The 24,832-nt window shown below is 38.5% G+C and carries 32 protein-coding genes and 1 riboswitch; of the genes, 23 read left to right on the top strand and 9 right to left on the bottom strand.

From position 1 onward, the window contains the following. The first annotated feature begins 2 nt into the window (after positions 1–2). From V7654_RS08480 to V7654_RS08455, 6 genes are all read left to right on the top strand, one after another. A complete protein-coding gene (locus V7654_RS08480; protein ID WP_335429910.1) occupies positions 3–488 on the top strand; it encodes a GNAT family N-acetyltransferase in 486 nt (161 codons plus the stop codon). Between the two features lie 14 nt (positions 489–502). After that, positions 503–964, top strand: coding sequence for a GNAT family N-acetyltransferase (locus V7654_RS08475; RefSeq protein WP_335429909.1), 462 nt, complete (start codon positions 503–505; stop codon positions 962–964). Positions 965–1,086: 122 nt separating this feature from the next. After that, positions 1,087–1,686, top strand: coding sequence for a hypothetical protein (locus V7654_RS08470; RefSeq protein ID WP_335429908.1), 600 nt, complete (start codon positions 1,087–1,089; stop codon positions 1,684–1,686). A gap of 39 nt (positions 1,687–1,725) precedes the next feature. Beyond that, a complete protein-coding gene (locus V7654_RS08465; protein ID WP_335429906.1) occupies positions 1,726–2,280 on the top strand; it encodes a DUF402 domain-containing protein in 555 nt (184 codons plus the stop codon). A 32-nt stretch (positions 2,281–2,312) separates the two neighbouring features. Next, positions 2,313–2,621, top strand: a complete 309-nt coding sequence (locus V7654_RS08460) for a hypothetical protein (RefSeq protein WP_335429904.1) — start codon at positions 2,313–2,315, stop codon at positions 2,619–2,621. Positions 2,622–2,780: 159 nt separating this feature from the next. Continuing rightward, positions 2,781–3,182: a DJ-1/PfpI family protein gene (locus tag V7654_RS08455; protein ID WP_335429902.1), complete on the top strand. Its 402-nt coding sequence runs from the start codon at positions 2,781–2,783 to the stop codon at positions 3,180–3,182. A gap of 131 nt (positions 3,183–3,313) precedes the next feature. Here V7654_RS08455 and V7654_RS08450 read toward each other — a convergent pair whose 3' ends face one another. After that, a complete protein-coding gene (locus V7654_RS08450) occupies positions 3,314–3,517 on the bottom strand; it encodes a hypothetical protein (RefSeq protein ID WP_335429900.1) in 204 nt (67 codons plus the stop codon). 144 nt (positions 3,518–3,661) lie between these two features. Between V7654_RS08450 and V7654_RS08445 the strand changes: the two genes are divergently transcribed. Next, positions 3,662–4,087, top strand: a complete 426-nt coding sequence (locus V7654_RS08445) for a GNAT family N-acetyltransferase (protein ID WP_335429898.1) — start codon at positions 3,662–3,664, stop codon at positions 4,085–4,087. A gap of 178 nt (positions 4,088–4,265) precedes the next feature. Here the strand turns inward: V7654_RS08445 and V7654_RS23910 are convergent, their stop codons facing one another. Continuing rightward, positions 4,266–4,421, bottom strand: coding sequence for a GNAT family N-acetyltransferase (locus V7654_RS23910; protein WP_438825271.1), 156 nt, complete (start codon positions 4,419–4,421; stop codon positions 4,266–4,268). A gap of 274 nt (positions 4,422–4,695) precedes the next feature. Between V7654_RS23910 and V7654_RS08440 the strand changes: the two genes are divergently transcribed. Beyond that, positions 4,696–6,624 (top strand): ATP-dependent DNA helicase, encoded by a 1,929-nt coding sequence (locus tag V7654_RS08440; RefSeq protein WP_335429897.1) that lies wholly within the window; start codon positions 4,696–4,698, stop codon positions 6,622–6,624. 555 nt (positions 6,625–7,179) lie between these two features. Beyond that, complete coding sequence (locus tag V7654_RS08435) at positions 7,180–7,326, top strand: DUF3934 family protein (RefSeq protein WP_207498161.1); 147 nt, start codon at positions 7,180–7,182, stop codon at positions 7,324–7,326. Positions 7,327–7,447: 121 nt separating this feature from the next. On the opposite strand, the gene lexA is transcribed toward V7654_RS08435, so the two are convergent. After that, a complete protein-coding gene (gene lexA / locus V7654_RS08430; RefSeq protein WP_335429896.1) occupies positions 7,448–8,071 on the bottom strand; it encodes a transcriptional repressor LexA in 624 nt (207 codons plus the stop codon). Positions 8,072–8,224: 153 nt separating this feature from the next. On the opposite strand from lexA, the gene yneA reads away from it, so the two are divergent. The 5 genes from yneA (at position 8,225) to V7654_RS08405 (ending at position 12,558) form a co-directional block, all read left to right on the top strand. Then, positions 8,225–8,542, top strand: coding sequence for a cell division suppressor protein YneA (yneA, locus tag V7654_RS08425; RefSeq protein WP_335429894.1), 318 nt, complete (start codon positions 8,225–8,227; stop codon positions 8,540–8,542). 27 nt (positions 8,543–8,569) lie between these two features. After that, positions 8,570–9,232, top strand: a complete 663-nt coding sequence (locus V7654_RS08420; protein ID WP_335429892.1) for a YneB family resolvase-like protein — start codon at positions 8,570–8,572, stop codon at positions 9,230–9,232. A 61-nt stretch (positions 9,233–9,293) separates the two neighbouring features. Then, positions 9,294–9,527, top strand: coding sequence for a DUF896 domain-containing protein (locus V7654_RS08415; protein ID WP_335429890.1), 234 nt, complete (start codon positions 9,294–9,296; stop codon positions 9,525–9,527). Positions 9,528–9,766: 239 nt separating this feature from the next. Next, positions 9,767–11,776: a transketolase gene (gene tkt / locus V7654_RS08410; RefSeq protein WP_335429888.1), complete on the top strand. Its 2,010-nt coding sequence runs from the start codon at positions 9,767–9,769 to the stop codon at positions 11,774–11,776. Positions 11,777–12,132: 356 nt separating this feature from the next. Next, positions 12,133–12,558 (top strand): VOC family protein, encoded by a 426-nt coding sequence (locus tag V7654_RS08405; protein ID WP_335429975.1) that lies wholly within the window; start codon positions 12,133–12,135, stop codon positions 12,556–12,558. Between the two features lie 46 nt (positions 12,559–12,604). On the opposite strand, the gene V7654_RS08400 is transcribed toward V7654_RS08405, so the two are convergent. From V7654_RS08400 to V7654_RS08385, 4 genes are all read right to left on the bottom strand, one after another. Then, on the bottom strand, positions 12,605–14,542 hold the full coding sequence (locus tag V7654_RS08400) for an ABC transporter permease (RefSeq protein WP_335429885.1): 1,938 nt from the start codon (positions 14,540–14,542) through the stop codon (positions 12,605–12,607). After that, the gene (locus V7654_RS08395) at positions 14,532–15,293 is read right to left on the bottom strand and encodes an ABC transporter ATP-binding protein (protein ID WP_335429883.1); all 762 of its coding nucleotides are present in this window, start codon (positions 15,291–15,293) and stop codon (positions 14,532–14,534) included. Before V7654_RS08395 ends, V7654_RS08400 begins: the two co-directional genes overlap by 11 nt. Before the next feature lie 98 nt (positions 15,294–15,391). Next, entirely contained in the window at positions 15,392–16,396 is a 1,005-nt protein-coding gene (locus V7654_RS08390; RefSeq protein WP_335429882.1) for a sensor histidine kinase, read from the bottom strand. After that, positions 16,389–17,084 (bottom strand): response regulator transcription factor, encoded by a 696-nt coding sequence (locus V7654_RS08385; protein WP_335429881.1) that lies wholly within the window; start codon positions 17,082–17,084, stop codon positions 16,389–16,391. Before V7654_RS08385 ends, V7654_RS08390 begins: the two co-directional genes overlap by 8 nt. A gap of 158 nt (positions 17,085–17,242) precedes the next feature. Here V7654_RS08385 and V7654_RS08380 point away from each other — a divergent pair, with 158 nt between their 5' ends. The 5 genes from V7654_RS08380 to V7654_RS08360 all read left to right on the top strand — a co-directional run bounded on the left by V7654_RS08380 (position 17,243) and on the right by V7654_RS08360 (position 20,186). Continuing rightward, complete coding sequence (locus V7654_RS08380) at positions 17,243–17,986, top strand: SDR family NAD(P)-dependent oxidoreductase (RefSeq protein ID WP_335429880.1); 744 nt, start codon at positions 17,243–17,245, stop codon at positions 17,984–17,986. A 100-nt stretch (positions 17,987–18,086) separates the two neighbouring features. After that, on the top strand, positions 18,087–18,773 hold the full coding sequence (locus V7654_RS08375) for a lysozyme family protein (RefSeq protein ID WP_335429879.1): 687 nt from the start codon (positions 18,087–18,089) through the stop codon (positions 18,771–18,773). Between the two features lie 92 nt (positions 18,774–18,865). Continuing rightward, positions 18,866–18,926, top strand: a riboswitch (Fluoride riboswitch). A 53-nt stretch (positions 18,927–18,979) separates the two neighbouring features. Further along, complete coding sequence (crcB, locus tag V7654_RS08370; RefSeq protein ID WP_335429877.1) at positions 18,980–19,366, top strand: fluoride efflux transporter CrcB; 387 nt, start codon at positions 18,980–18,982, stop codon at positions 19,364–19,366. Continuing rightward, entirely contained in the window at positions 19,353–19,721 is a 369-nt protein-coding gene (crcB, locus tag V7654_RS08365) for a fluoride efflux transporter CrcB (RefSeq protein WP_335429875.1), read from the top strand. Before crcB (V7654_RS08370) ends, crcB (V7654_RS08365) begins: the two co-directional genes overlap by 14 nt. Before the next feature lie 312 nt (positions 19,722–20,033). Then, positions 20,034–20,186 (top strand): hypothetical protein, encoded by a 153-nt coding sequence (locus tag V7654_RS08360; RefSeq protein WP_335429874.1) that lies wholly within the window; start codon positions 20,034–20,036, stop codon positions 20,184–20,186. A gap of 38 nt (positions 20,187–20,224) precedes the next feature. Here V7654_RS08360 and V7654_RS08355 read toward each other — a convergent pair whose 3' ends face one another. After that, on the bottom strand, positions 20,225–20,860 hold the full coding sequence (locus V7654_RS08355) for an FMN-dependent NADH-azoreductase (protein WP_335429873.1): 636 nt from the start codon (positions 20,858–20,860) through the stop codon (positions 20,225–20,227). A gap of 261 nt (positions 20,861–21,121) precedes the next feature. On the opposite strand from V7654_RS08355, the gene sirA reads away from it, so the two are divergent. From sirA to V7654_RS08335, 4 genes are all read left to right on the top strand, one after another. Then, positions 21,122–21,562, top strand: coding sequence for a sporulation inhibitor of replication protein SirA (sirA, locus tag V7654_RS08350; protein WP_335429872.1), 441 nt, complete (start codon positions 21,122–21,124; stop codon positions 21,560–21,562). 88 nt (positions 21,563–21,650) lie between these two features. Continuing rightward, positions 21,651–21,866, top strand: coding sequence for a YneF family protein (locus V7654_RS08345; protein WP_207498145.1), 216 nt, complete (start codon positions 21,651–21,653; stop codon positions 21,864–21,866). A gap of 214 nt (positions 21,867–22,080) precedes the next feature. After that, positions 22,081–23,394 (top strand): MFS transporter, encoded by a 1,314-nt coding sequence (locus tag V7654_RS08340; RefSeq protein ID WP_335429974.1) that lies wholly within the window; start codon positions 22,081–22,083, stop codon positions 23,392–23,394. A 316-nt stretch (positions 23,395–23,710) separates the two neighbouring features. Beyond that, complete coding sequence (locus tag V7654_RS08335) at positions 23,711–24,376, top strand: Type 1 glutamine amidotransferase-like domain-containing protein (RefSeq protein WP_335429871.1); 666 nt, start codon at positions 23,711–23,713, stop codon at positions 24,374–24,376. A 71-nt stretch (positions 24,377–24,447) separates the two neighbouring features. Here V7654_RS08335 and V7654_RS08330 read toward each other — a convergent pair whose 3' ends face one another. Continuing rightward, positions 24,448–24,807, bottom strand: coding sequence for a response regulator transcription factor (locus tag V7654_RS08330; protein WP_335429869.1), 360 nt, complete (start codon positions 24,805–24,807; stop codon positions 24,448–24,450). Positions 24,808–24,832 lie beyond the last annotated feature (25 nt).

Here is a 24,832-nt window from a genome sequence, read left to right as displayed (position 1 = left end):
TTTTGCTGGAGACAGAACGATGCAAACTTCTTGATTTAAAGCATATTGATTTTATTGAAATTAAAAAACTGTACATTAACCATGATGTTAGAAAGTATTTAGGCGGCATTGTTGATGAAGCTGATTTGAAGAAAGCTGCAGAATTTATGCTTAAAAATGAGGGAGAATCTCATTTCTGGGTAGTAAGAGAGAGAATTTCTAATGCGTTCATGGGCTTAGTTTCACTCACGCCTCATCATGATGGTGAGTATACCGAGGTGTCCTACCAGTTCATGCCATCATGGTGGGGGAAGGGTTACGGGAGAGAAGTGGTAGGAGTGGTTATCAAATACGGTTTAAAGGAATTGCATCTTTCAAAAATAATCGCAGAGACACAAACAGCCAATAAGGCTTCCTGTAGACTTTTAGAATCGGCAGGCATGGAAAGGGAAAAAACGCTAATCCGGTTCGGAGCAGAACAGGCTCTTTATTCTATCGAGAGAAGATAATCGGAGGGAAGATTGTGAAATTAAGATTAGCACAAGAAAAAGATATAGATCAGCTTATTAAAATGAGATGGGATTTCACACTTGAGGATTATCCTGAAATGGGTGAGGGAACCGAATATTGTACTTTTCAAAAAGAGTGCGGAGATTTCCTGAAAGAAGCGATCGGCAGTGGCGAGTGGTTTATTTGGATAGCAGAAAACAATAATAGAATCGTTTCCCATATTTATATTGAATTGTTAAAAAAGGTACCGCGTCCAGGTAGAATCACGCATCCTTTTGCTTATATGACAAATGTCTATACTGTGCCAGAATACAGAGGCCAAGGGGTTGGCAGCAAGCTTCTATCAAAGGTGAACGAATGGGCAGAGAATATGAAATTTGAATTCATTATCGTATGGCCGAGTGAGACCAGTATTGAATTTTATAACAGGAACGGATATACACATTGCAAAGAGCCTATGGAGAAGCATTTTTAGAGGATTCTCAGCGGTTCTTAATTAAAGAGAATCGTTGTATAAATGCGAAAAATTCCAAATTTTCGAAACCTAATAACCTTAAAATCGTAAAAATATGTTACTTGGTTATTAGGAGGAAGAACATGGCTAAACTTACATTCAGTACAGAAAGTACTTCGAAAATCCTTTTGGTTTCAGCGCTCATTTTGTTGATCAGCAGTCTTTTCATGCCTTTTGTATTGGTCTTCTTTATTCAAGATTATTTATATTTGTCCAGCGAGAAATGGTTTTATGATACTCCAGCGTCTGCCTATGTCATTTTTATTATTGGCATGCTATGGATACCTATAATGATTCTGATTCATATGTTTAGTCAGTGGAAGTTTGAACTTCGATATTTTAAGTGGATTACACTTTTGCTTATGACCCTGAGCATTCCATTCTTTATGTTCGGAATATCTAATTATTACTACCTAGATGATAAGGGAATCCATTTTAACGATGTAAAAACATTCAACACAATCACATCGTATGAATGGGAAGATATTAAAAATGCAAAGGAAGTATATACGAAGAGTAATAATGTCACCGTAATGGATCACTATGAATTTGAAACAAAAAAAAGTGAAATAATCAACCTTGCTTCAAACCATAAGGTAAGCAGCTATAAATTTAGGATATATGAAAAGCTGGAGGAACATGGTGTGGTGATAACTAATAATCTTGGTGATTTATATGAATGATCGTCTTAAACAAAATATAGGCTTTGTTTGGAGGCAAATATGTTAAAAAGAAGATATGGTGACCGTGCGGATTGGGCCCGCGTCACGGAGAGAAGGTTTATTCAAGCATACCTTGATGAAGATGAATTTAAAGGATATGTAACCTATCTAAATGTTTTGCAGGTTACTGAACCTCTTTTCGTTCAATATGGAGATAAAAAAGTTTGTATCGTTGATAAGGGTTTTACCTGGCTCCAGCATTTCCCGCAAGAGGAGCAATTTTCTATTACAACCATGTTCGATTCGAAGGGAGAGATTGTCCAATGGTATATTGATATTTGCTATCAAAACGGGATTGAAAATGAGAGACCATGGTTGGATGATCTATTTTTAGATATTGTAGTTCTTCCAAAAGGGGAAATTTTTCAATTAGACAAAGATGAATTAGAAGTTGCGTTTGTTACAAAAATTATTGATCAACCGTTATATGAACTAGCTCGGTCTAAGGCTGAAGTTATCACCGGATTGATTGAAATAAATGAATTTCATTTCCTTAAGCTTTCAGAGATCCATAAAGATCGGTTGCAGAGATTGAAAGAAAAAGAGAATTTATAGTCTTTTCACAGTGACCCACATTGGAGGATTCCATGTTTATTAAAGTTTATACATATCACATTATTCCTGAAAGAGAGCAGGATTTTCTAGAAATACAAGCCCAAGCTGAAAATGTATATTCAAGATATATAGAAAAACAATCTCTTTTTTTGAGAAGCAAAGAAGACTGCACAAAGTGGTTGGAAGTCCAGATTTATAAAGATGAAATCAGCTACGATGAGAGCATCAAAATAATTGATCAGCAAAAAGAAATCGCGGATCTTTACACCAAGTTTCTGAAGTTGATTATTTCAAAGGAAGAATTAACCGAAGAAAATTATGAGCAAATATTAATTAAGTGATTCTTATGAGGAGTGTTATTTTGAAAAAAACTGCCTTACTATTATATTCGCAGTTTAGCGAATATGAATTGAGTGTTGCTTTATCCATTCTGATGCAAGGAGAAAAGCCTGTCCATAACTGTTAGCCTGGATAAGTCGCCACTCAAAGGTGAGTCGGGTTTGAAATGTATACCAGACATGGCTTTGGAAGACTTGAATTTGGATGAGATTGATAGTCTTTTATTGCCGGGATGCATGAATAATAATGCCCTGCAAAATAAAGAAAAATATTCCGAGTTTATCAAGCAAGCTTCAAAGAGAGATTTAGTGATTGCTAGTATTTCGAGCTCTCCCATGCAATTAGCAGAAGCGGGTGTACTCGTTGGACGAAAGTACACTGTTGGCCTCATGAAAGAGTTTATGGAGGACTCAGGAGTATTCGAAATGGAAAACTATTCAGATGAGCTAGTCGTTCAGGACGGAAACATTATTACTGCCCGCGGAAGAGGCTTCATCCGATTTGGCTGTTGTTTAGGTAAAGCCTTAGATCTGGAATTTGATGAGAGATGGTACAGGGAATAACTTAGGAGGCTTTAGCAGCTATAGTTCAAAGGAAAAGAGAACTTTAATCATTTTTCCGTTATTTTGCACAAAGTCGGAACTATTAAAGGTAAAGAAATTAGATGGGTGGACAATCAGCAGCAAGATAATATTTAGGATGAATGGTTTCTCGATAATCCTAGTATCATGACCAATAAGATAAGTAAAATCCTGATCAAGTGGTCCTTTGTTACGGTCTTTAAATGAGCAACAAGAATGATTCCAATAAGTGGATTTTCCTCTACCTGCAAAATAACAATAATATCTAACAATGCGATGACCATATCACTTGCAAGGTTTTGTATGGATTCCTCCAATCGTCAGTCTCCTCCCTTCCTACTAGGCATATCTTATGCCGGTCTGTGGAGGCCTGTGTTTGAATTAAGGAATATTTGCGCCAAGTTCCCAAAAAAAATTGTAAAAATATTAAGAGAATATAAGAAAAAGTGGTGTGATCTTAAATGGTAAATATTAAGGAATTGATCAATAATGAACAGTTGCTTGAAGCATACCCAGTTATGAAACAGTTAAGGACTGATTTGACAGAGGAAACGTACTTTGAGCTGCTTAATCAAATGAAAAAGGAAGGGTATCAATTGTTTGCCTTATATGATGAAGAGAAAATAGTCTCCTTGGCTGGACTTAGCTGGAGAACAAATTTTTACAATAAAAAACACATATATATTCATGACCTTGTTACAGACGCTTCTGCTCGTTCGCGGGGTTATGGTGAAAGTCTGCTAAGGTATATCCATAACTGGGGAAAAGGAAATGGAGCTGAATTTGTCGCTCTGGAGTCTGGCATTCAGCGGAAAGATGCCCATCGGTTTTATGAAGAAAAATTAAACTATGATAAGTGGTGCTATTCATTTAGGAAGACATTATAGCAAGGAGTTTAGGAATTAGCGTATTAAAAAAGTGTCTCAAAGGCTCTTTTTCAACCCAAAGTCTAAGAAACAGCGTTAAATGCAGGCGGATATTCGATCCTTCCTTGCATCCCTGATAATGAACCGCTTTCGAGTTCAAGTCCCATAAATACCTCATCTGGCACGGGGAAAGGGGGATTTATTCCAAAAGCTTTGGAAGAGGCGAATCCGAATCGAGGGTGAAAGTTAGGATGACCAAGTACAAAATTTGATGATAACCTGATTCTCTACAAGCTTCCAAACCTCTGGTTACTAGTACGGAGCCAATGCCTTTATTTTGATATCCTGTATTGATATTGTTTTAGGTAATAGTGAATTACTCACAAACTAGTTATTGGGTCTGGATTTCTTCTACGTACCTTATACCTATTTCTTTCGTTATCTCCGTAATTTCATAAGAAATAATCTACATTCATTTTAGCAGTATATTCCATATATAGAATCGAAGATTTTTTAAAATAGATAAATTTTGCTTTATCTTTTGCGCGTAAGTTTATTTTTCTGTTATGATAAAAGTTGGCTTTTTTGTGCCAAGAACGAAAATGCGTAATTTTTGAGGAGAAGAATGCATGACAAACACACTTCCATTTACCATTACCAAGGACGATACCTTTTTTGATTTATTAGGTGATTATATTGGTGATGTATTTTATGATATTTTGCCTGAAAAAGGCTATGAACTGCGTGACGAACAGATATATATGGCCTTCCAGGTGGAGCAGGCTTTTAAAAATAAGGGAATCATTTTTGCGGAAGCGGGAGTGGGAACTGGCAAAACATTTGTATATCTAATATATGCCATCCTTTATGCCCGTTATATGAGAAAACCGGCCATTATTTCATGTTCGGATGAAACACTTATTGAGCAGCTTGTAAAAGAAGGCGGAGATATTGAAAAGCTTGAGAAAGCACTTGGCCTGAATGTGGATGTCCGATTAGCAAAGGCCCGAGAAAATTATGTCTGTGTAAAGAAGCTCGACAATCTTTCAAATACAACGAATGAAAAAGAGATTCTCGATGTTCATGACCAGCTGCCGGATTTCATCTTTGATGAAGGCATATCCATGAACTCTTTCAGCCGTTATGGTGACCGCAAAGAATATCCATGGGTATCCAATGAAAAATGGTCCATGATGGCATGGGATCCGCTCCAGCAATGCTCCACTTGTGAATGGCGCCACCGCTGCGGCCAAACCTTGAACCGTGATCACTACCGTCATGCTGGTGATTTAATCATATGTTCCCATGACTTTTATATGGAACATGTCTGGACGAAAGAGTCCCGCAAAAGGGAAGGGCAAATGCCGCTTCTCCCTGAAGCGAGCACCGTCATTTTTGATGAAGGCCACCTGCTTGAATTTGCAGCGCAAAAAGGGCTTACTTATCGTTTTAACTCACAAACGCTGACGACGGTCCTAACAGGATATATGCATCAGGATGTTAGGGAAGAGTCGCTTTATTTAATCGAGGATATTTTAGAGCTTCATGATGCATGGTTCGACCTGCTTGTTGATAACTCAGTAGCGGTTGTAGGATCTAATCGAAAAGAAGTTCCGCTCCTTGCTAGTATCAGGAAAACAGCTGAAACCCTTGAGAAAAAGGTAAGTGATTTGATGGATCAGCTTGTTTTTGATGCTGAATTATTCGTCATCGATGATTACCATTTGAAAATCATGGAAGAGTATTTGGAGTTCTTTGCTTATGGTTTAGGAATTTTCCTTAAAAATGATGAAGGGATCTTCTGGCTTGAGGAGAATGAGGTTCAAACATCATTGGTTATTATGCCTCGATTAGTTGAAGAAATTTTGAAGAAGGAAGTCTTTTCACAAAATATTCCTTTTGTTTTTTCTTCAGCTACATTATCCCAGGCTGGCGACTTTAGTTATATTGCTAAAAGCCTTGGTATTGAACAGTTTTCTTCCTTTACAGTGGCGTCTCCGTTTGATTATGAAGAGCAGATGAAGATGGCGGGACACATCCAGACAGATGAAACGAATAAATGGGAGCAGATTGGGGCCGACTTATTAAGCCAAAACGGAAAATCTCTTGTGTTATTTTCATCCTCTCAGGAAATGGAACGCTTTAGGGCATGGGCAGATATTCAAAAATGGCCATTTGCCATACTTTTTGAGGGAGACAGAGAAATTAGTGAAACCGTAAAGGCCTTCCAAAGCGAGCATACAACAGTACTATGTTCTTATAGTTTATGGGAAGGATTGGACGTTCCAGGTGAATCATTAATCCAGGTGATTATTTCTTCCTTGCCGTTCCCTCCTCATGATCCTGTTTTCCAGGCGAAACGAAAGCATGCCAATAACGCAACTGTAGAGATTGACCTGCCATATATGCTGCTGCGTTTAAGGCAGGGAATGGGCCGTTTGATTAGGAGCAGCCAGGATTCCGGAATTGTACATCTGTGGTTAACTGCTGGGCAAAAGGAAGCCTATTTAAATGACATCGTAAAAGTTCTCCCTGTTCAGAATGTAAAATGGTACTAGAAAATATTAAAGATGAAAAAGACTCCCGGAAGATAAATACCTCCGGGATTCTTTTTAGCGAATTAGGTGTGGATTTAAATTAGAACCAGCATCCACATTTTCTGTGGTGGCGATTACGATCATCACGATCGCGATCACGATCACGATCATCTCTATCATCCTGAGCACCTTCTAAGTCTTCGATAATACAACGGCGCACTGCGCGGCAAAGATCATCAAAGTCAATAGTTGCTCTCACTTGATTACGGTCCCTATCCCTGTCCCTGTTAGGGAAAAAAACATTAGAAACATCGTTGTTATTTCTGTTGCATCCCATTTTTTTCAACTCCTTCCCTTGTTGATACATTATCTTATGAGATAATGGACAACATGCTAGGGGTTCTGCCCTGTAAATGGTAAAATGTGCTACTCTCCTAGATAAGGGGTAGTATAAATTAGATACACAAAGATAATCACGAAATAGTTTAGAACTGTATCTTTCCATTCTAAATGTGTTTCATCAATTAAAATGGTTAACAATATGGTTGTATTTATAAATGAACGGAGTTGATAAACATGAGTAAAGCGAAGAGTAAAGGCGGAACAGGTCGAGGTACAGGTAAAAAAGGATGGAACAGATGGCAATCAAGCGCGAATAAGGCTAAAAGTGCCAAGCCTTATAAGAGTAAAGGTGTGAAACACCAGGATAAAACAGAAGAATAATAAAGGGGCTAGTCCGTAATGGAGATGGTTTATAGAGAATCTGAAGGTTCCATAATCAGTAAAACATCTTATTTAATAGATTCATATGTAAAAAAGCAAGCGGAAAGCCGCTTGCTTTTTTTTAATGCATATGACGGTATACTCCGATCACTTTGCCCAGAATCGAAACGTTGCGGAGGATAATAGGATCCATGGATGAATTTTCTGGCTGGAGCCTGAAATAATCCTTTTCCTTGAAGAAACGCTTAACTGTTGCTTCGTCTTCTTCTGTCATCGCAACAACGATATCACCATTGTTGGCCGTTTTCTGCTGCTTAACGATGACATAATCACCATCAAGGATTCCCGCTTCAATCATACTGTCTCCCATGATTTCAAGCATGAACACTTGCTCATCATGAGGGACGAGACGATCAGGAAGAGGGAAGTACTCTTCGACATTTTCGATTGCCGTAATCGGCATACCCGCAGTTACTTTACCAACGACAGGTACGTTGACAACATTATATTTAGGGATACGGCTATCTTCTTCTATTTCAAGGATTTCGATTGCGCGCGGCTTTGTAGGATCGCGTCTGATCAAGCCCTTGCTTTCTAGTCTAGCTAAATGTCCATGGACAGTGGAGCTGGAGGCAAGGCCAACCGCTTCGCCAATTTCGCGTACGGATGGTGGATATCCTTTTTTCTTGACTTCACCTTTAATGAACTCAAATATGTCTTGTTGCCGTTTCGATAACTTCGTCATATTCACGCACCTCGTATATTTTCTTGTCCTTATTATACCATGTCCTCTATCGAGATACAAACATAAGTTCGAATATTTAGTTGACACGAAACAAATGTTCGTTTTATAATGAAATCAAATGAACGAACATACATTCGCAAAGAGGTGCTGAACATGAAAAAACTTTGGGAAAACTATTCATATGCAATCATCCTGCTTGCTGTCAGCTTGATTTTTTCGTTAGTGGCGAAAGCTCATTTAAATATTTCAGACGATGCATACATAACTGTTACTATAGAAGAAGGGCAATCATTATGGGAGATTGCCGAAACATATGCAAATGAACATAATCTTTCAGAAAACGAGTTCGTTAGCTGGGTACAGAAAAAAAATGGAATAGCCGGCGAGGTGATTTTTCCTGGCGATGAACTTGTCATCCCCGTGATGGCTGAACAAGTAGAGCCGACACAGATTGCCGGCGCAGAAAGATAAAATAAGCAAAGCGAATAAGGTGACATCATGAAAGCAATTATTTATTGCCGCGTAAGTACGACAAAAGAAACACAGGAAACCTCACTGGCGAGGCAGGAGGAGGAATTAATCCGCCTTGCTGGCAGCTACGGCTTCGAGGTTCAGAGAATCATTAAGGAGCAGGCAAGCGGATACGATCTTGAAAGAGAAGGTATATTGGAACTCCTCGACCTAATTAAAGATAAAACAATCGGAGCACTGTTGATTCAGGATGAAACACGTCTTGGCAGAGGAAATGCTAAGGTCGCAATTCTCCACTGCATTTTAAAAGAAAAAATCAAGCTTTACAGTATTTCGCACAATGGTGAGCTTCAGCTTTCAGAATCAGATTCGATGGTGCTTCAAATTGTGAGCATGGTCGAAGAATATCAAAGAAAGATCCACAATATCAAAATCAAAAGAGGGATGCAGCGGGCTATTGAGCACGGATATAAGCCTCAGCGGAACTTGAAAAATCAAGGTGACCATTCTGGGAGAGAACGGAAAGATATGCCAATCGAAGAGATTGTCAAGCTCAGGAATAATGGTCTTACTTTTGCCGAGATTGCTGCAACATTAAGAGGCTTTGGGTTCAATGTTTCAAAAGCAACAGTTAATCGCAGATATCTAGAATACATAGAGACAAAGGATGAGGAAACTCCTTTCTTGTAAAAATCCCCTGATTCTAGTAACATGACTTTTAACGTAACTTTTTTACAAAGGAGCTTTACCAATGCTATCTAGTGATAAAATTGCCAGAATTAATGAATTGGCACGAAAAGCAAAAGCATCAAAGTTGACTGAGGAAGAGGCAAAGGAACAAACGAAGCTTCGAGCAGAATATCTGCAATCCTTCCGTTCTTCCATGCTTAATACATTAAAAGGTGTAACCATTGTGGATCCAGCTGGGAATGATGTTACTCCTGGTAAGCTAAAAGAATTTCAAAACAAAAATAAGCTTCATTAATAGAGTTCATACAAAGGGATACATAATGTTTGTATCCTTTTTCTGTTTCTAAAGTGAGTTGGAACAGTACTTAAAACAGCGTAACTGCGTGGATTCTGTTACATAACTTTAAGGCATTTGTGTCAAAATAAATAACTATACGGCCTTTTCTGTCTCCTTCAGGCACAATTTGTTGTATAATAATTATTCTCGCTATAATATTAAGATTGTAGCCAGTACTTATAGAAAGGATGTATTTAATGTTTAATAAAATTGATATGCTTTCAATTGATTCAATTCGTACTTTATCGATTGACGCAATTGAAAAGGCGAATTCCGGACACCCTGGCATGCCAATGGGAGCAGCTCCGATGGCATACACGCTTTGGACTCGTTACATGAACATCAACCCTAAAAATCCTGAATGGTTTAACCGTGACCGTTTTGTATTATCTGCAGGTCATGGATCAATGTTGTTATACAGCTTGTTGCACCTTGCAGGTTATGACCTTTCAATGGATGACATTAAGCAATTCCGCCAGTGGGGCAGCAAAACTCCAGGCCACCCTGAATTTGGCCACACAGCAGGAATCGATGCTACTACAGGTCCACTAGGACAAGGGGTTGCTATGGCAGTAGGTATGGCAATGGCTGAACGCCACCTTGCAGCTGTTTACAATAAGGACAACTATAACATCGTTGACCACTATACATATAGCATTTGCGGCGATGGAGACTTAATGGAAGGTGTATCAGCAGAGGCAGCTTCTCTTGCAGCTCACCTCAAATTAGGCAGATTGGTCGTTATGTATGATTCGAACGACATTTCACTGGACGGAGAGTTAAATAAGTCATTCTCTGAAAGTGTTGCTGACCGATTCAAGGCATATGGGTGGCAGTATATTCGTGTAGAGGATGGCAACAACCTTGAAGAAATCGCTAAAGCACTGGAAGAAGCGAAGACAGATGAAAATCGTCCAACATTAATCGAAGTAAAAACGGTTATCGGTTATGGTTCACCTAACCTTTCTGGTAAATCTGATGTTCACGGTGCTCCACTTGGCGCTGACGAACTTAAGCTTACTAAAGAAGCATACAAATGGACTTTTGAAGAAGACTTCCATGTCCCTGGCGAAGTATATGACCACTTTAAACAGCAGATTGCTGATAAGGGTGAACAAACTGAGCAGGCATGGAATGAACTATTCGCTAAATATAAGAGCGAGTATCCTGAACTCGGTGCACAGCTAGAAAAAGCAATGAATGCTGAGCTTGTAGAAGGATGGGATAAGGACATTCCGGTATATGAAGACGGAAAGAGTCTTGCAAGTCGTGCATCTTCAGGTGAAGCTCTTAACGGCATCGCAAAAAATCTTCCTTATCTAGTTGGAGGATCTGCTGACCTTGCGGGTTCCAACAAGACAATGATTAAAGGAACAGGAGATTTCTTCCCAGGTTCTTTTGAAGGCCGCAACATCTGGTTCGGAGTGCGTGAATTCGCAATGGGAGCAGCAATGAACGGAATGGCTCTTCACGGCGGTTTAAAAGTATTCGGGGGAACTTTCTTCGTATTCTCTGACTACCTTAAACCTGCAATCAGACTTGCTGCATTAATGGGATTGCCTGTGACATATGTATTCACTCATGACAGCATTGCAGTAGGAGAAGACGGACCAACACATGAACCAGTTGAACAACTTGCTGGTCTTCGCGCAATTCCCAACTTGTCAGTAATCCGTCCTGCTGATGGAAATGAAACAGCAGCGGCTTGGAAATTAGCTGTTGAATCAACAAAGACGCCAACTGCGCTTGTGTTGACTCGCCAAAACCTTCCTACCATTAAAGATACTGCTAAGAATGCTTATGAAGGAGTATCTAAAGGTGCATACGTAATTTCACCTGCAGGAAAAGAAACAGCAGATGCAATGCTGCTTGCTGCAGGCTCTGAAGTAGGCCTTGCAGTACAGGCTCAAGAAGCTCTTGCTTCTGAAGGCATTAATGTCTCAGTAGTCAGCATGCCTTCTTGGGATCGTTTCGAGCAACAATCAAAGGAATATAAAGAAAGTGTCATTCCTAAGTCAGTCAAGAAACGACTTGGAATTGAAATGGGCTCTTCACTAGGCTGGCACCGCTATGTTGGCGATGAAGGTGAAGTTATTGCGATTGACACATTTGGAGCCTCAGCACCAGGTGAAAAAATCATGGAAGAGTACGGCTTCTCTGTGAACAATGTAGTAGCTCGTGTGAAAGCTTTGCTTGAACAAAACTAAATACACAAAACGAGTATGAAACCATTTGGTTTTATACTCGTTTTTTTTGTTGAAAAAAGAATTGAAAAAGTTAAGTTGAAATTTTTGAGTCATTTAGCAATATAGCTTGTCTGCATTTCAACAAGCTTTACAAGCAGAGGAGGTAAAAATGTTATTGTGATACAATTGATAAAGTAAATTAACTAATTTCTAATTAGAGAAATTTGCAGCAAGGTTTTAATTGGTCCGTTTATTCAAGGATAATAGTAATTATATTTTAATCATGAATGGGCAAAATAGTTTATTGTGTCGTGCAGAAATATATGGTAAAGTTAAATACGAACGTAAGTTCTATAAAAAGAAGAAGAGGTGCTGTCATGGTAACAGGAATTGTCCCTTATTTAGTTACGAATGGAAACGGTCAGGAAGCAGTGAAATTCTATCAGCATGCATTAGGAGCAGAAGTGATTAATCTCTCTACATTTGGAGATATGCCTGAGGATCCTAATTATCCAATTGCTCCTGAAATGAAAAATCTTGTTATGAATGCTCAGCTGAAAGTTGGAAATGCACTTTTGATGCTTTCTGATAATATGCCGGGTCATCCTTATCAGCTGGGAAACCAGGTTACAGTAGCGCTTTTGATCAGCAATAAAGAGAAGGCTAATGAGATATTTGAGAAGCTGCAGGATGGTGGCAAGGTAACGATGCCAATTCAGGAAACCTTTTGGAGCCCAGCTTATGGCCAGGTAACAGATAAATTCGGAATAGATTGGCAAGTATCTACTGATCCTGAAAAATAAAAATAAAGGCCAGTCTGCACCCGCAGACTGGCTTAAAAGAAATATTTTAGAGTGAATCATTAATGACCTTTTTAGAATAAATCACGGATAGTACACCAAAAATCGAATAAAGTGCTGTGTAAAGGACCATGACAATCAGCATTGGCCACCATAATTCTGTTCCGAAAAAGAACCACCCAGATTTCACAGCAAAGTAGCTGTGCATCAAGCCAATTATTAAAGGAATGCCAAAGTTAAAACTTTGTTTTGCCTGGATACCTCTAAGCAAATCTCCCTTGGTGAAACCAAGTTTACGCAGAATCGTGTAGTTTGGTTTTTCATCCTCGCTTTGATCCATTTGTTTAAAATATAGAATGCAGCCCGAGGTGACCAAAAATGTCAACCCAAGGAAGCCGACGATGAACATGATCAGCCCCATTTGGCTTTTTTGCTGGTTTGTTAAATCAAGTCTGGATTCATTTCCGTCAATTTCACCTAACTTCATTTCATGAAACAATACATTTGCCTTTTCAAGATTCTTCTCATTTTTAATATCTATGCCGATATAAAGGGATGATTCATATTGTAAGGAGGGATTCAAATCTTCCTTTAGTGTATCAAATACTTTTTGATCAACGACAGCTACTGGAGAACTGCCAAAATATCTTGAAACAGGAAATTCTTTTTTCATACCAAGATAATTTAATGGAATGGCAGTTGTTTTCCCTTTTACCTCAATTGGACCCGAGTCCTTCATCGAAATAAATTTCACCATGATATCACTATAGCCAGTTAAATAAGCATCACCTTTCGCTACTTCTAGATTAACAGATTTTTCGCTAATAACAGAAACACTCATTGATTCAGGGTCCTGTGTATAGTCCTCCATTTTTAAACCAATGATTTCTCCGGCGTTCATTAATGCTTGTAATACTTCAATTCTATTTTCTCTAAAAGAAATATCATTACCCTCTAAAGCAGTTTTGAATTTTTCAGCAGATTTTGTATTGATAAAAGCAAAATTCGCTGGAACATTATTGATAGCCATTTTTTCTGCTGAATAATAGGAAATATAACTTAATGATAATAAGCCAATCGCAAGGGCAGATACGGTAGTGATAATCGTTAGTAGAACAGCGTTTGATTTCATTCGGAACATGATTGAGGACAGCGACAGTACTTCATTTATATTTAAATAACCGTCCTTCTTTTTTCTAATCAGATTGGCAATGAAACTGACTGATCCTTTATAAAAAAGGTAGGTCCCGATAATAACTGAAGCCAATATGAATACCATAGCCAGGAACAATTCATTCATCGTTGTAAAATCTCCTTCAAATAACAAGGAGGAAACATAATATCCTGAACTAATTAAAACAACACCAAGGATGCCAATCAACATCTCCCAGACAGATAACTTCTTTATTTTTCCTTCTGAAGATGAAATGACTCTGAACAAAGATAAAATGCTTTGCCGTTTAATGAAAAGATAATTCAGCAGCATAATAATTACATAGATAACTGAGAATACAATCAGCGTTTGAATAAATGCTGTGCCAGAGAAGTGAAGAGTTGCGATCCCGTTAATCTGGGTTATCTTAAACAGAATCATAATCATAAGCTTAGAGGCAGAAAAACCAAGGAAAACTCCAATGATTAACGAACCATAATAAAGGATGAAATTTTCAGCACTGAGGATGCGGAAAATCTTGTTCTTTGTCATCCCTACTAGTTGAAATAAGCCGATTTCTTTACTTCTTCTTTTGATAAAAATATTGTTAGCATACATAAGAAAAATAGAGACGATGGCAACGAGTAAAACGGAAGCTGCCTTGATGGAGGCTGCTCCTTTTATCCCATCCTTCGTTTGATCCAATGCCGGGTCATATTGGAGTGTGACAAAGGCAAAATAAAGAGCGACGCTGAAAATAAGCGCAAATACATATAGATAATAATTTTTTAAGTTCTTTTTGAGATTTCGAAGCATGAGCTGGTTAAAGTTCATTTTGGACACCGCCCAGCACACCTTGGGTTTTCATAATATCTTTGAAGAACGCCTGCCTTGATTGGTCACCCTTAATTAATTCAGTGTATATTTGTCCGTCCTTGATAAAGATGACACGGCTGCAGTAACTAGCTGCTACTGGATCGTGGGTGACCATGACAATAGTAGCCATTAGTTTTAGATTTAATTCACTGAGCTTATTCAACAGGTCAGAAGCCGACTTGGAATCAAGGGCGCCTGTCGGTTCATCAGCGAAAATGATGCTTGGTTCGTGAATGAAAGCTCGTGCGGCCGAGGTACGCTGTTTTTGACCGCCGGAAATTTCATTTGGATATTTATTTTTAATATCAGAAATACCGAGTTCACTTGCTACCAGTTCAAATTTTTGTTCTGCTTCTTTTTTCGGCGTTTTGCTGACGGACAATGGTAATAGGATATTTTCCTTTACTGTTAATGTGTCAAGCAGATTATATTCCTGAAAAATAAACCCCAGATGGTGCTTGCGAAATTCTGCGAGCTGCTTTTCCTTAAGTTCAGTAATTTCTTGTCCTTCAATCTTAATGGAACCATTGCTTACTGTATCAATGGAGGAGAGGACATTCAGCAAAGTCGTTTTGCCTGAACCAGAAGCACCCATTATGCTGACAAACTCTCCTTTGTGGATTTTAATATCAAGGCCTTTCAGTACCTCTTGCTTATTAAATTTATTGCCATATGTTTTATGGAGTTTATTTGCTTCCAAGACGATCATATCAGCACATCCTTTCTTTGATAGCTTCATTATAGAATCAATACACGATGGATTCCTTCGATTCACCGAACAATCAGCAAAGGCATGTGACATTTTTGTCACATGCCTGTTATCCTGACAAATTCATTCGATTTTGGGAAGGTAAGAGTAAAAGTAGTACCATTGCCAAGAACAGACTCTACACTAATTTGTATCATTAATGGTTTAGCAGCTTTTTTGGCAAGATATAGTCCCATGCCGGTAGCAGCGTTATCTTGATGGTAGGCAGTTGAAGTGAAGCCTTTATCAAAAATGCGATGAAGATCTCTTGAATCAATTCCTCTTCCCGCATCTTCTATTTGCAGGATTGTTTGATCGTTTTCTTGAAGGCTTCTAACGATAATATCTGAACCCTCACTATATTTGACTGCATTTGTCAGCAGCTGTCTTAATATAAAGGCGAGCCATTTTGCGTCAGTTAGTACATCTTCGATCTCTAGATCCACTTCAAAGCCGACGCCTTTTTGAATGCACCATGATTGCAGCGTTTTGATCTCGGAGAAAATTAATCCTTCTAGATCAGTTTGTTCAATATATAAGTCATTTTCCATAAAAGGAATCCGTTTTTGATGCAGCTGCTGATCGAGTAAGAGATGAATTCTTAGCCATTCATATGTCATATCTTTTTTCAATGATAGATTTTCCATCCGGTCAATCATCAAGCTAAGTGCTGTAAGAGGTGTTTTTACTTCATGGATCCAGGACAACAGATCATCCTTTTCCTGCTCAATCATTATTTCACTAGCATCAGCCGATTTTTTTAGTCTTTGTGTATGAAGATTGATGATTTCAGCAACGATTTCTTCAAAAGGTGAAACAGCTTTAGGAACACTTGTAAGGTCTAAGACATCATCTCGTTCCTTTAGTTCCTGGTAGAATTTCGTTTCTTTTAAAAAGCGAATAACGAAAAAGATCGCAAAAATAATGGATGATAAAAACGCGTAATAGAGAATAGGGCGGACGGATAAGGCTGAATCTATGTAGGTGATAAAGACAACGAGACCTTGAAGCAATATAAACAAAAAGATCCAGCTTCGTCTTTCCTTCAAATATGTGTTAAACATTTGAGATGTCCTCTTCAACGGCCAAATAACCTTGTCCGACTTTGGTGATGATCTTATTGCCCAACTCTATCTCTTCTAATTTTTTTCGAAGTCGGTTCACATTAACTGTAAGAGTATTATCACTGATAAATCTTTTATCGTCCCAAAGGCTGTTGATCACCTCATCGCGTGTGACAATTTGGTTTTTCTTTTCAATCAGCAATTTTAATATATAAATCTCATTTTTGGTCAAATCGATAGTGCCTGTCTCATTTGAAACTGTGTTTTTATCATAATCAATAGTTGCTCCGCACCATGTTTTAAGCTTGTTTTTAGTTGAACTGTAATTATAGACCCGGCGGAGAATGGCTTGGATTTTGGCGATTAGAACATCGAAATGAAAGGGCTTTTGTACAAAATCATCTGCGCCTAGCTGCATGGACATGACCATGTCTGTCGGATGATCGCGCGATGACAGGAAGATAATCGGTACATTTGAATGGGAACGAATCATCCGGCACCAATGGAAGCCATCAAATTTAGGCAGCTGGATATCAATAATAACCAGATCAGGTTCAACTGTTGCAAACTCTTCAATTACCTTGCTGAAATCAGTAATGCCATATACATCATAGGACCATTGCGTCAGCCTGTCCTTAACTTCATTAAATAAAGACGTGTCATCTTCGATTAGCATAATTTTAAACATAACCTACACCACACTTTTTTACATTATCTATAAATATTGTAAAGGAAAAAATTGCTGCGTGCCATAATACCTCAAATGTTTATATTGATTAAGGTTGAGTGTATTTGAAAAAAGGTATAGTAAGAAATAGAAGATTATGAAGGGATTGAAATGAATTGTTGAAAAATTTCACAGGAAAAACAGTCATCATTACCGGTGGTTCCAATGGAATCGGCAAAGGAATTGCAAAAGCTTTTGGAAAAGAAGGAGCGAATGTTTGCATTGCTGACCGTGAAGAGGAAAAAGGAAAAGAAGTTGTTCGACTGATCGAAGAGGCAGGAGGGAAAGCAACATTCTACCAAACAGATGTCAGGGTAGAAGATGATATAATTAATCTATTAGACAAGGTGATCAATGATTTTGGAACCATTGATCTCTTAATCAACAATGCAGGAGTTTCAAGGTTCAAGCCTTTATTTGAATTATCGACTGAGGAATGGGAGGATGTCGTTTTTACCAATCTCCGGAGTGTGTTCATAGGGTCACGTGAAGCAGCTAAAAGGATGACTCAAGGAGGAAGGATCATCAATATGGCATCGACTAGAGCGACTATGTCGGAACCGAATTCAGAAGCATATGCTTCATCTAAAGGCGGGATTGTCGCATTGACCCATGCACTGGCAGCATCCCTTCAAGAAAAAGGAATCACTGTTAACTGCATTAGTCCGGGCTGGATCCAGACAGAAGATTATCAAGAACTTCGAGAAAAGGATCATCTTCAGCACTGGTCAAATCGGGTAGGCAAGCCTGAGGATATCGCAAAAGCCTGCCTTTATCTTGCTGACCAAGCTAACGATTTTATTAATGGCCAGAATTTGATTATTGATGGCGGCATGACAAGGAAAATGATTTATGAAGAATAATCTGCAAGGGAGCTGCTGGAATGTCGGCAGGTCCCTTGTAATTTTCAGGCATTATTTTATAAAATAGAGAAAAAGAGAGTTTTGAAATTGGGAGAGAATCATGAAATACAACAATAAGAAACCCAAAAAGAAGAAACAAGTCCAAAGAAACTTCAATATTGTCATTCTGCTGTTTTCTGTTTTTGTTGGATTTTTCCTGCTTGATAGATTCCTAGATTTGTTCAACCAGAATTTAGTGAAAATAAACAGCGGGGCAAATAGTTCGATCGGTGAAGTGGCGAAATATACTCCATATATTCATGAAGAATTAAAAAAGGTAGGTCTTGATGAGCATACTGTCACGGTTGCTGCCTTAATGATGCAGGAGAGTAAGGGAAAAGGCGGTGATCCGATGCAAGCCTCTGAATCCGCAGGACTTTCACCCAATTCTATTAAGGATCCTAAACAGAGTATTCAGCAGGGGGTCAAATACTTTAAAAGAGCTATAAATTACGGGAATCAAAAGCAAGTGGATTTTCCGACGGTAATTCAGTCTTATAACATGGGCATTGGATACATTGATTTTATTGCAAAGAATGGCGGGAGGCACACCGAGGAGTTAGCGAAGAAATTTTCAATGATACAGGTGGAGAAAAATCCGCAAACCTATGATTGCGGTGGGGATAAAAATAACTTTCGCTATCCATACTGCTATGGTGATTTTACCTATAGCACAAAGGTAGCAAAGCATATTGAATCGATTACAGTTAGCAATCAATCCCTGCTGTCTGCAAAACGGTCATTTTAAATTAAAAGTATAAAAGCAGTGTGCTTCACTAAATTTTGCTCCTTTTTCTGATAAGGAACTCTTTATTTTAAATTCAGCTTTATTATGATTAAATATGAATAGGTGATGGAGCTCACCTCTAACCGCCATACGGCTAATGACTCCTGTCAGTAATTTTAGCTGGCAGGAGTCTATTATTTTTCAGTTCAAATTCGGAGGCATTGATCATGGCATACTTATGGATTGGGATAGCAGGTTTCTTTGGAGCAATTTTAAGATATAGTATTGGTCTTTTCTTATTTGATGAAAGTGAAATGTTTCCATTTGCTACACTTACCGTCAATCTAATAGGCAGTTTTTTATTATCCTGGTTCACCACCTATTTTGTAAAAAGATTTTCCATTCCTGACCACTTGCAGGCTGCCATCGGAACGGGTTTTGTTGGCTCTTTTACTACTTTTTCTACGTTAAGTGTAGAAACGGTCACTTTAATTCACAATAATGATTTATTTTTAGCTGTTGTTTATGTTTTCATTAGTATTGCAGGAGGCCTCATTATGAGCCGGCTAGGATATCGTGCAGTAAAGGAGAAGCGAACCAATGAGCATGCTTAATGTTTTTTTAGTGGGGTTAGGGGGATTTTTTGGGGCAATCACTCGTTTTTCTCTCAGTCAATACATAAATAAGAAGTTTTCTTTTAAAATTCCAATCGCTACACTTTTTATCAATTTACTAGGGTCCTTTCTTTTAGGCTTAATTATTGGAATCGGAATGAGGGGCTCTGCCCTATTATTAATCGGTACTGGGTTTATGGGGGCATTTACAACATTCTCAACCTTTAAACTTGAAGGAATACAACTCCACTTAGAAAAAAGGAAAAAAGATTTTTTTATTTACAACGGAGTTAGTTATGGTGGCGGAATTTTGTTAGCTTATATAGGGCTTGAACTGGGACATATATTTTTATAGTGATTAATTTTAAGTAAGGTATTTTTTCTCATTTGTATAACTGCGAAAACATAAAAAGTTGGTAAATTAAAGGCTGCACATTTTCGATAAGAAATTTGAAACGACAGAGATCTGTCGTTTTTTTGTTTTAGAATTAGCCTATTTATTCGCAAAATTAATAGCAGAAGCATAATTTTTATTGAGTATTTGCTCGTTTGATTTTGCATAAAGTATTTTTAGTAAATAAAATTCGGAAGTTTGCAGGAAAAAAGTATTGTTAATGGAAATATATTAGTAATAAATACCCATACTAATAAGCAGGAGGTGGAATGAATGTTTGAATATGGCAAGGATATTCCATTAGAAGGTGCGGTAATAGGCCAGGTGAATCAGCAGGTCAATGCTGAGGAGCTGGCAAAAGATGGAGGGACTGTTTTCAGTTTTGATCATCGCAAGGACATCCCGCTGGATGGAGTTAATAAATAAAAAATAAAAAGCCTGGGCTTCCAGGCTTTTTTGGTGGGTTAAAATTGTTTTGCGAATTCCTTCGCACGATCAATTGCTTTTTGTTTAATATCTGCTGCTTGATCAGGAGTTGCTGCCATACCTTCAACTGCGATCGTTTCAATTTCAGGAACGCCCATGAATCCTAGGATTGCACGTAAATAACTGTCTCCAAATTCCAGGGCCTTTGCCGGTCCTTCGGAATAAACGCCGCCTCTCGCCTGGATGTGAAGAGCTTTTTTATCTGTCAATAAACCAACAGGGCCTTCCGCAGTATATTTGAACGTCTTGCCAGCAATCGCGATGTTGTCTATATAGGACTTCAATTTTGGAGGGAAGCTCAAATTCCACATTGGAGTTACGAAAACATATTTATCGGCTGCCACGAATTGATCTGTCAACTGATTAATTGAGCTCACTTTTTGTTTCTCATCTGGGCTTAATTCATCAAATGCTGTTCCTTTCTGCAATTTGCCCCAACCACTAAATACATCTGTATCTATGTAAGGTACATTGATTTTGTAAAGATCGAGTCTTACTACTTCATCATTCGGATTGTTCTCGCGGTAGGCGTTAATAAATTCCTCTCCAACAGATAAGCTGAATGCTTCCTCAACCGGTTTAGGATTTGCTGTAATGTATAAAACTGTGGCCATCTATTTCATCCTTTCTCTTCTTGAATAACATTGATATATTCCCCCGATTTAAACGAAGTATGCCTTTTTCACCGATAAAATTGCAAAACGTATGAATTATTTCTTTTTCCGTGACATCCATTTTTTATAAATTTATAATAAATAGTAAGAAATTTTTGAATTCGACATAATTAGTGGATTTTTACGGCATCTTTAGACAAACGCAGATGGATTGTTTTTCTATAATTAAGACAAAAGCTTGTCTGCAGAGGAGGGGATCATATGAGATCCTACCAGCTATATTTAATAGAAGATGAATTTGCTTCTCATTATTTCGGGAGAGAACGGATGTTTTATCAATTATTTTTGGAATACAGTCGAGCAAACGGTCATTTAAAATCAATTATTTCAAAGCAGGTAGATTTTGTAACAAGACCGATCCCGGTTCTGCGCATCCATCAACTCCTTCATCAGCAGCTTTCAAAGGTAAATGGATTTAAAGTTGAGGATGGAAAATATATATTTGAGAATAAAAATTCCTCAACCGCTGCAACTTTAAAGGTCCATGACAGGTGGCTGGAGCTTGATTCACATGGTCAAGTTGACGCAGAAACAGTATTTTTTGAGATTTTACGCAAATGTGAGACGTCATTTCTGGCGATCGACCTTGCCTCGAACAAATACGGCTGGCTTAAGCCTATTAAAGAACGAAAATATATATAATAAATATAGAAAAAAAATCAGCAGATATTGTATAATAACTGTTGGTTTAGTACACTGTATGTTAGACAACATGAAGGAGGAAGTTTTTATGTGGACGTATATTCTAGTTGGTATACTGGCATTGGTTGTCGGTGTAGCACTAGGATTTTTCATTGCTCGTAAATATATGGAGAGCTACCTGAAGAAAAATCCGCCAATCAATGAACAAATGCTTAAAATGATGATGATGCAGATGGGAATGAAACCATCCCAGAAGAAAATCAATCAAATGATGTCAGCAATGAACAAGCAGACAGGTAAATAATAGAGGACAAGCACTCATTCTTTGGATGGGTGCTTTTCTTATGGGCTGGAAGAGATTAAATAGAGGGGGCCGGAAAAATAGTCTTATTACGGAAGAAAACTACGCAAATAAAATTTCGTTTAAACTGGTGCGTATTCAATAAATACGGTTTGTGGTATTATTTTTTTAACTTGATGTATTAAATTAACCAGATATTAAAATGTTAGAAGCAGAAATGGGGAGATTGGACGTGGGGAACAAAAGTGAGGATGCTGCGGCATTAGAAGGTCAGCCATCATGGCTGCAAAGTTATGTAGAGTCACCTGAAAAGCAGCGGGCATTATATAAGCGGACTTTGATTATTGTTGTCCTGTCCCAGATATTTGGCGGTGCAGGTCTAGCTGCTGGAATCACCGTTGGGGCATTGCTTGCTAAAGACATGCTCGGAACGGATAGTGTTGCAGGACTGCCGACTGCGCTCTTCACATTAGGTTCAGCTGGGGCGGCCCTTATTGTTGGACGACTATCCCAGCGTTTTGGCAGGCGAGCGGGCTTGGCAACTGGATTTTTAGCAGGTGGAATAGGTGCGATTGGAGTCATCCTTTCAGCTGTTACAAGCAATATATACATGCTCTTTGCTTCCTTGCTGATTTATGGAGCGGGCAGTGCGACAAATTTGCAGGCTAGATATGCAGGAACTGATCTAGCTAATGCAAAACAGCGAGCCACGGCAGTAAGTATCGCTATGGTATCAACTACCTTCGGAGCAGTAGCAGGACCAAACCTTGTTGAAACCATGGGGGAATTTGCACTATCCATTGGGGTGCCTGCTTTATCGGGACCATTCATTTTGGCTGCTGCTGCCTATATTATTGCAGGTTTAGTGTTATTATTTTTCCTTCGTCCTGATCCGTTTGTAGTAGCCAGGACAATTGCTGTGGCAGAAAGAAAAGCGATTGAAAGCAACATGGGAATACAGCCAGAAACATTCTCTACTGACAGGCGAAGAATTGCTGTAGCCGCTCTTGTCATGGTACTAACCCAATTGGTTATGGTGGCAATCATGACAATGACTCCTGTACATATGGGACATCATGGTCATGGATTGAGTGCAGTGGGCATGATCATTGGATTCCATATAGGAGCGATGTATCTTCCGTCTTTATTGACTGGTGTTCTCGTTGATAAAATTGGCAGAAACGCGATGGCGGTGGCTTCAGGAGTAACTTTGTTAGCCTCTGGCTTACTTGCAGCTTTCGCACCAGGTGAGTCAATGCTGCTGCTGACGATTGCTCTTATTCTGCTTGGGCTAGGCTGGAACTTTGGGCTAATCAGCGGGACGGCATTGCTTGTGGATGCGACAAATCCTACCAACCGTGCAAGGATGCAAGGAACCATTGATGTTATGGTTGCGCTATCCGGTGCATCAGGAGGAATGCTTTCAGGGGTGGTAGTTGCTCACTCAAGCTACGGATTCCTGTCGCTTGCAGGTGGTATTCTTTCATTAGTGCTCATTCCGTTTGTCATTTGGTCGGGCAGAACGAAGTGACATAAATGATTAAGATAATATATGACGATTAAACAAATGCAGAGCCTGGGGAATTCCCCAGGCTCTTTCCTATAGGAGCATAAAATGGTTTTAGCCGGGGTGTGAAAAAATGTAAAGAGCGCTCTAGAACACAATTCGTCTCTGGCAAAAAGTACTCCTTTGAAGGACATAGGAGCACTCTCAGCCAGGTGGAGAAGTGTTTCAATGTATTGGGAAAAAATGAATGCCATTCTGCTCTGCAAAAAAGGGGATAGATTGGGTACTGTCGAAATATTCAGAAGGAAAAATGAATTCAGAATGAAGGTGAATTAGTATTATGGCTAATCTCGTTATGCTAAGTGACTTAAGTAAGAGTAATAATGCTTTAATAAATAGAATCAAAGAGTTAATTGGTAATAAACCTTTTAAACTTGCGTACATTCCGTCTCAAACTGATAAGGAAAGAAAATACTTTGAAACGGGAATGGATTTTTTTTCAACAGTGGGGGTTGAGGATTTCCTTTATTTTGATATCGATCAGGAGTTTGATGTATCTACAGTTGTTCCATTAACAACATGTGATGGAATATACCTATCTGGCGGGAACACTTTTTATTTTTTGAAAAAGCTTAAGGAAAGAAAGCTCGATTTTCTTTTAAAAGCGCTGGCTGAAAAAGGTAAGCTTATGATTGGTGTCAGTGCCGGAGCGATTTTGATGTCAAAATCAATAAAGATAGCAGAATTCATAGACGAGAACGAGATTCAATTAAAAGAATTTGATAGTTTAAACCTGGTGGATTTAGAGTTCATGCCACATTGGGAATCGCAGAAGACAAAGTTACAAGAATTACTTGACTATTCATTGAATCAGGAAGGCAGCATTTTTACATGTAATGATGGCAGTGGAATTGTGATCGCGGGAAGCAGGGTTGATTATTTCGGTGAAATTTATGAAATTCGAAAAGGTGAAATAACAGCTCGAATTGGGAAGACAAAGGTCTGAGTAAGGTAATAAGCTTAAATAAAAAGTGGAAAAGCAGAAAAGAGGCATTGCAGAATTTCAATGCCTCTTTTTTATTCTTTTAATAGCAACTTTATTTTAGAAATGACTTCTCGCGGACTGAAGGGCTTTAAAATATATTCGTTCGCACCTAAGTCTTGTCCTCGTCTTAAATCATTTTCTTCACCTTTTGCAGAAAGCATGATAACAGGTGTTTTTATTGTTTTCCTAATTTCTTCGAGTATGGTGAATCCATCTTTGCCAGGCATTAATATGTCTAAAATAATTAAATCGAATGGTTCACTCAATGCTTTTTCTAGTGCATGATCCCCGTTAGCCACTAATTCAACATTATATGATTCACGTTCCAAGTATAGTTTCAATAAATTGCCAATCCTTAGTTCATCTTCGGCTACAAGAACTTTTTTATCCATCATTTCCCCCCTGAGATCATTGTAT

This window comes from Bacillus sp. JJ1609 (assembly GCF_036967045.1).
GTDB lineage: Bacteria > Bacillota > Bacilli > Bacillales > Cytobacillaceae > Mesobacillus.
The sequence above is the reverse complement of the archived record's forward strand: the minus strand, read 5'-3'. Positions and strand labels throughout refer to the sequence as shown.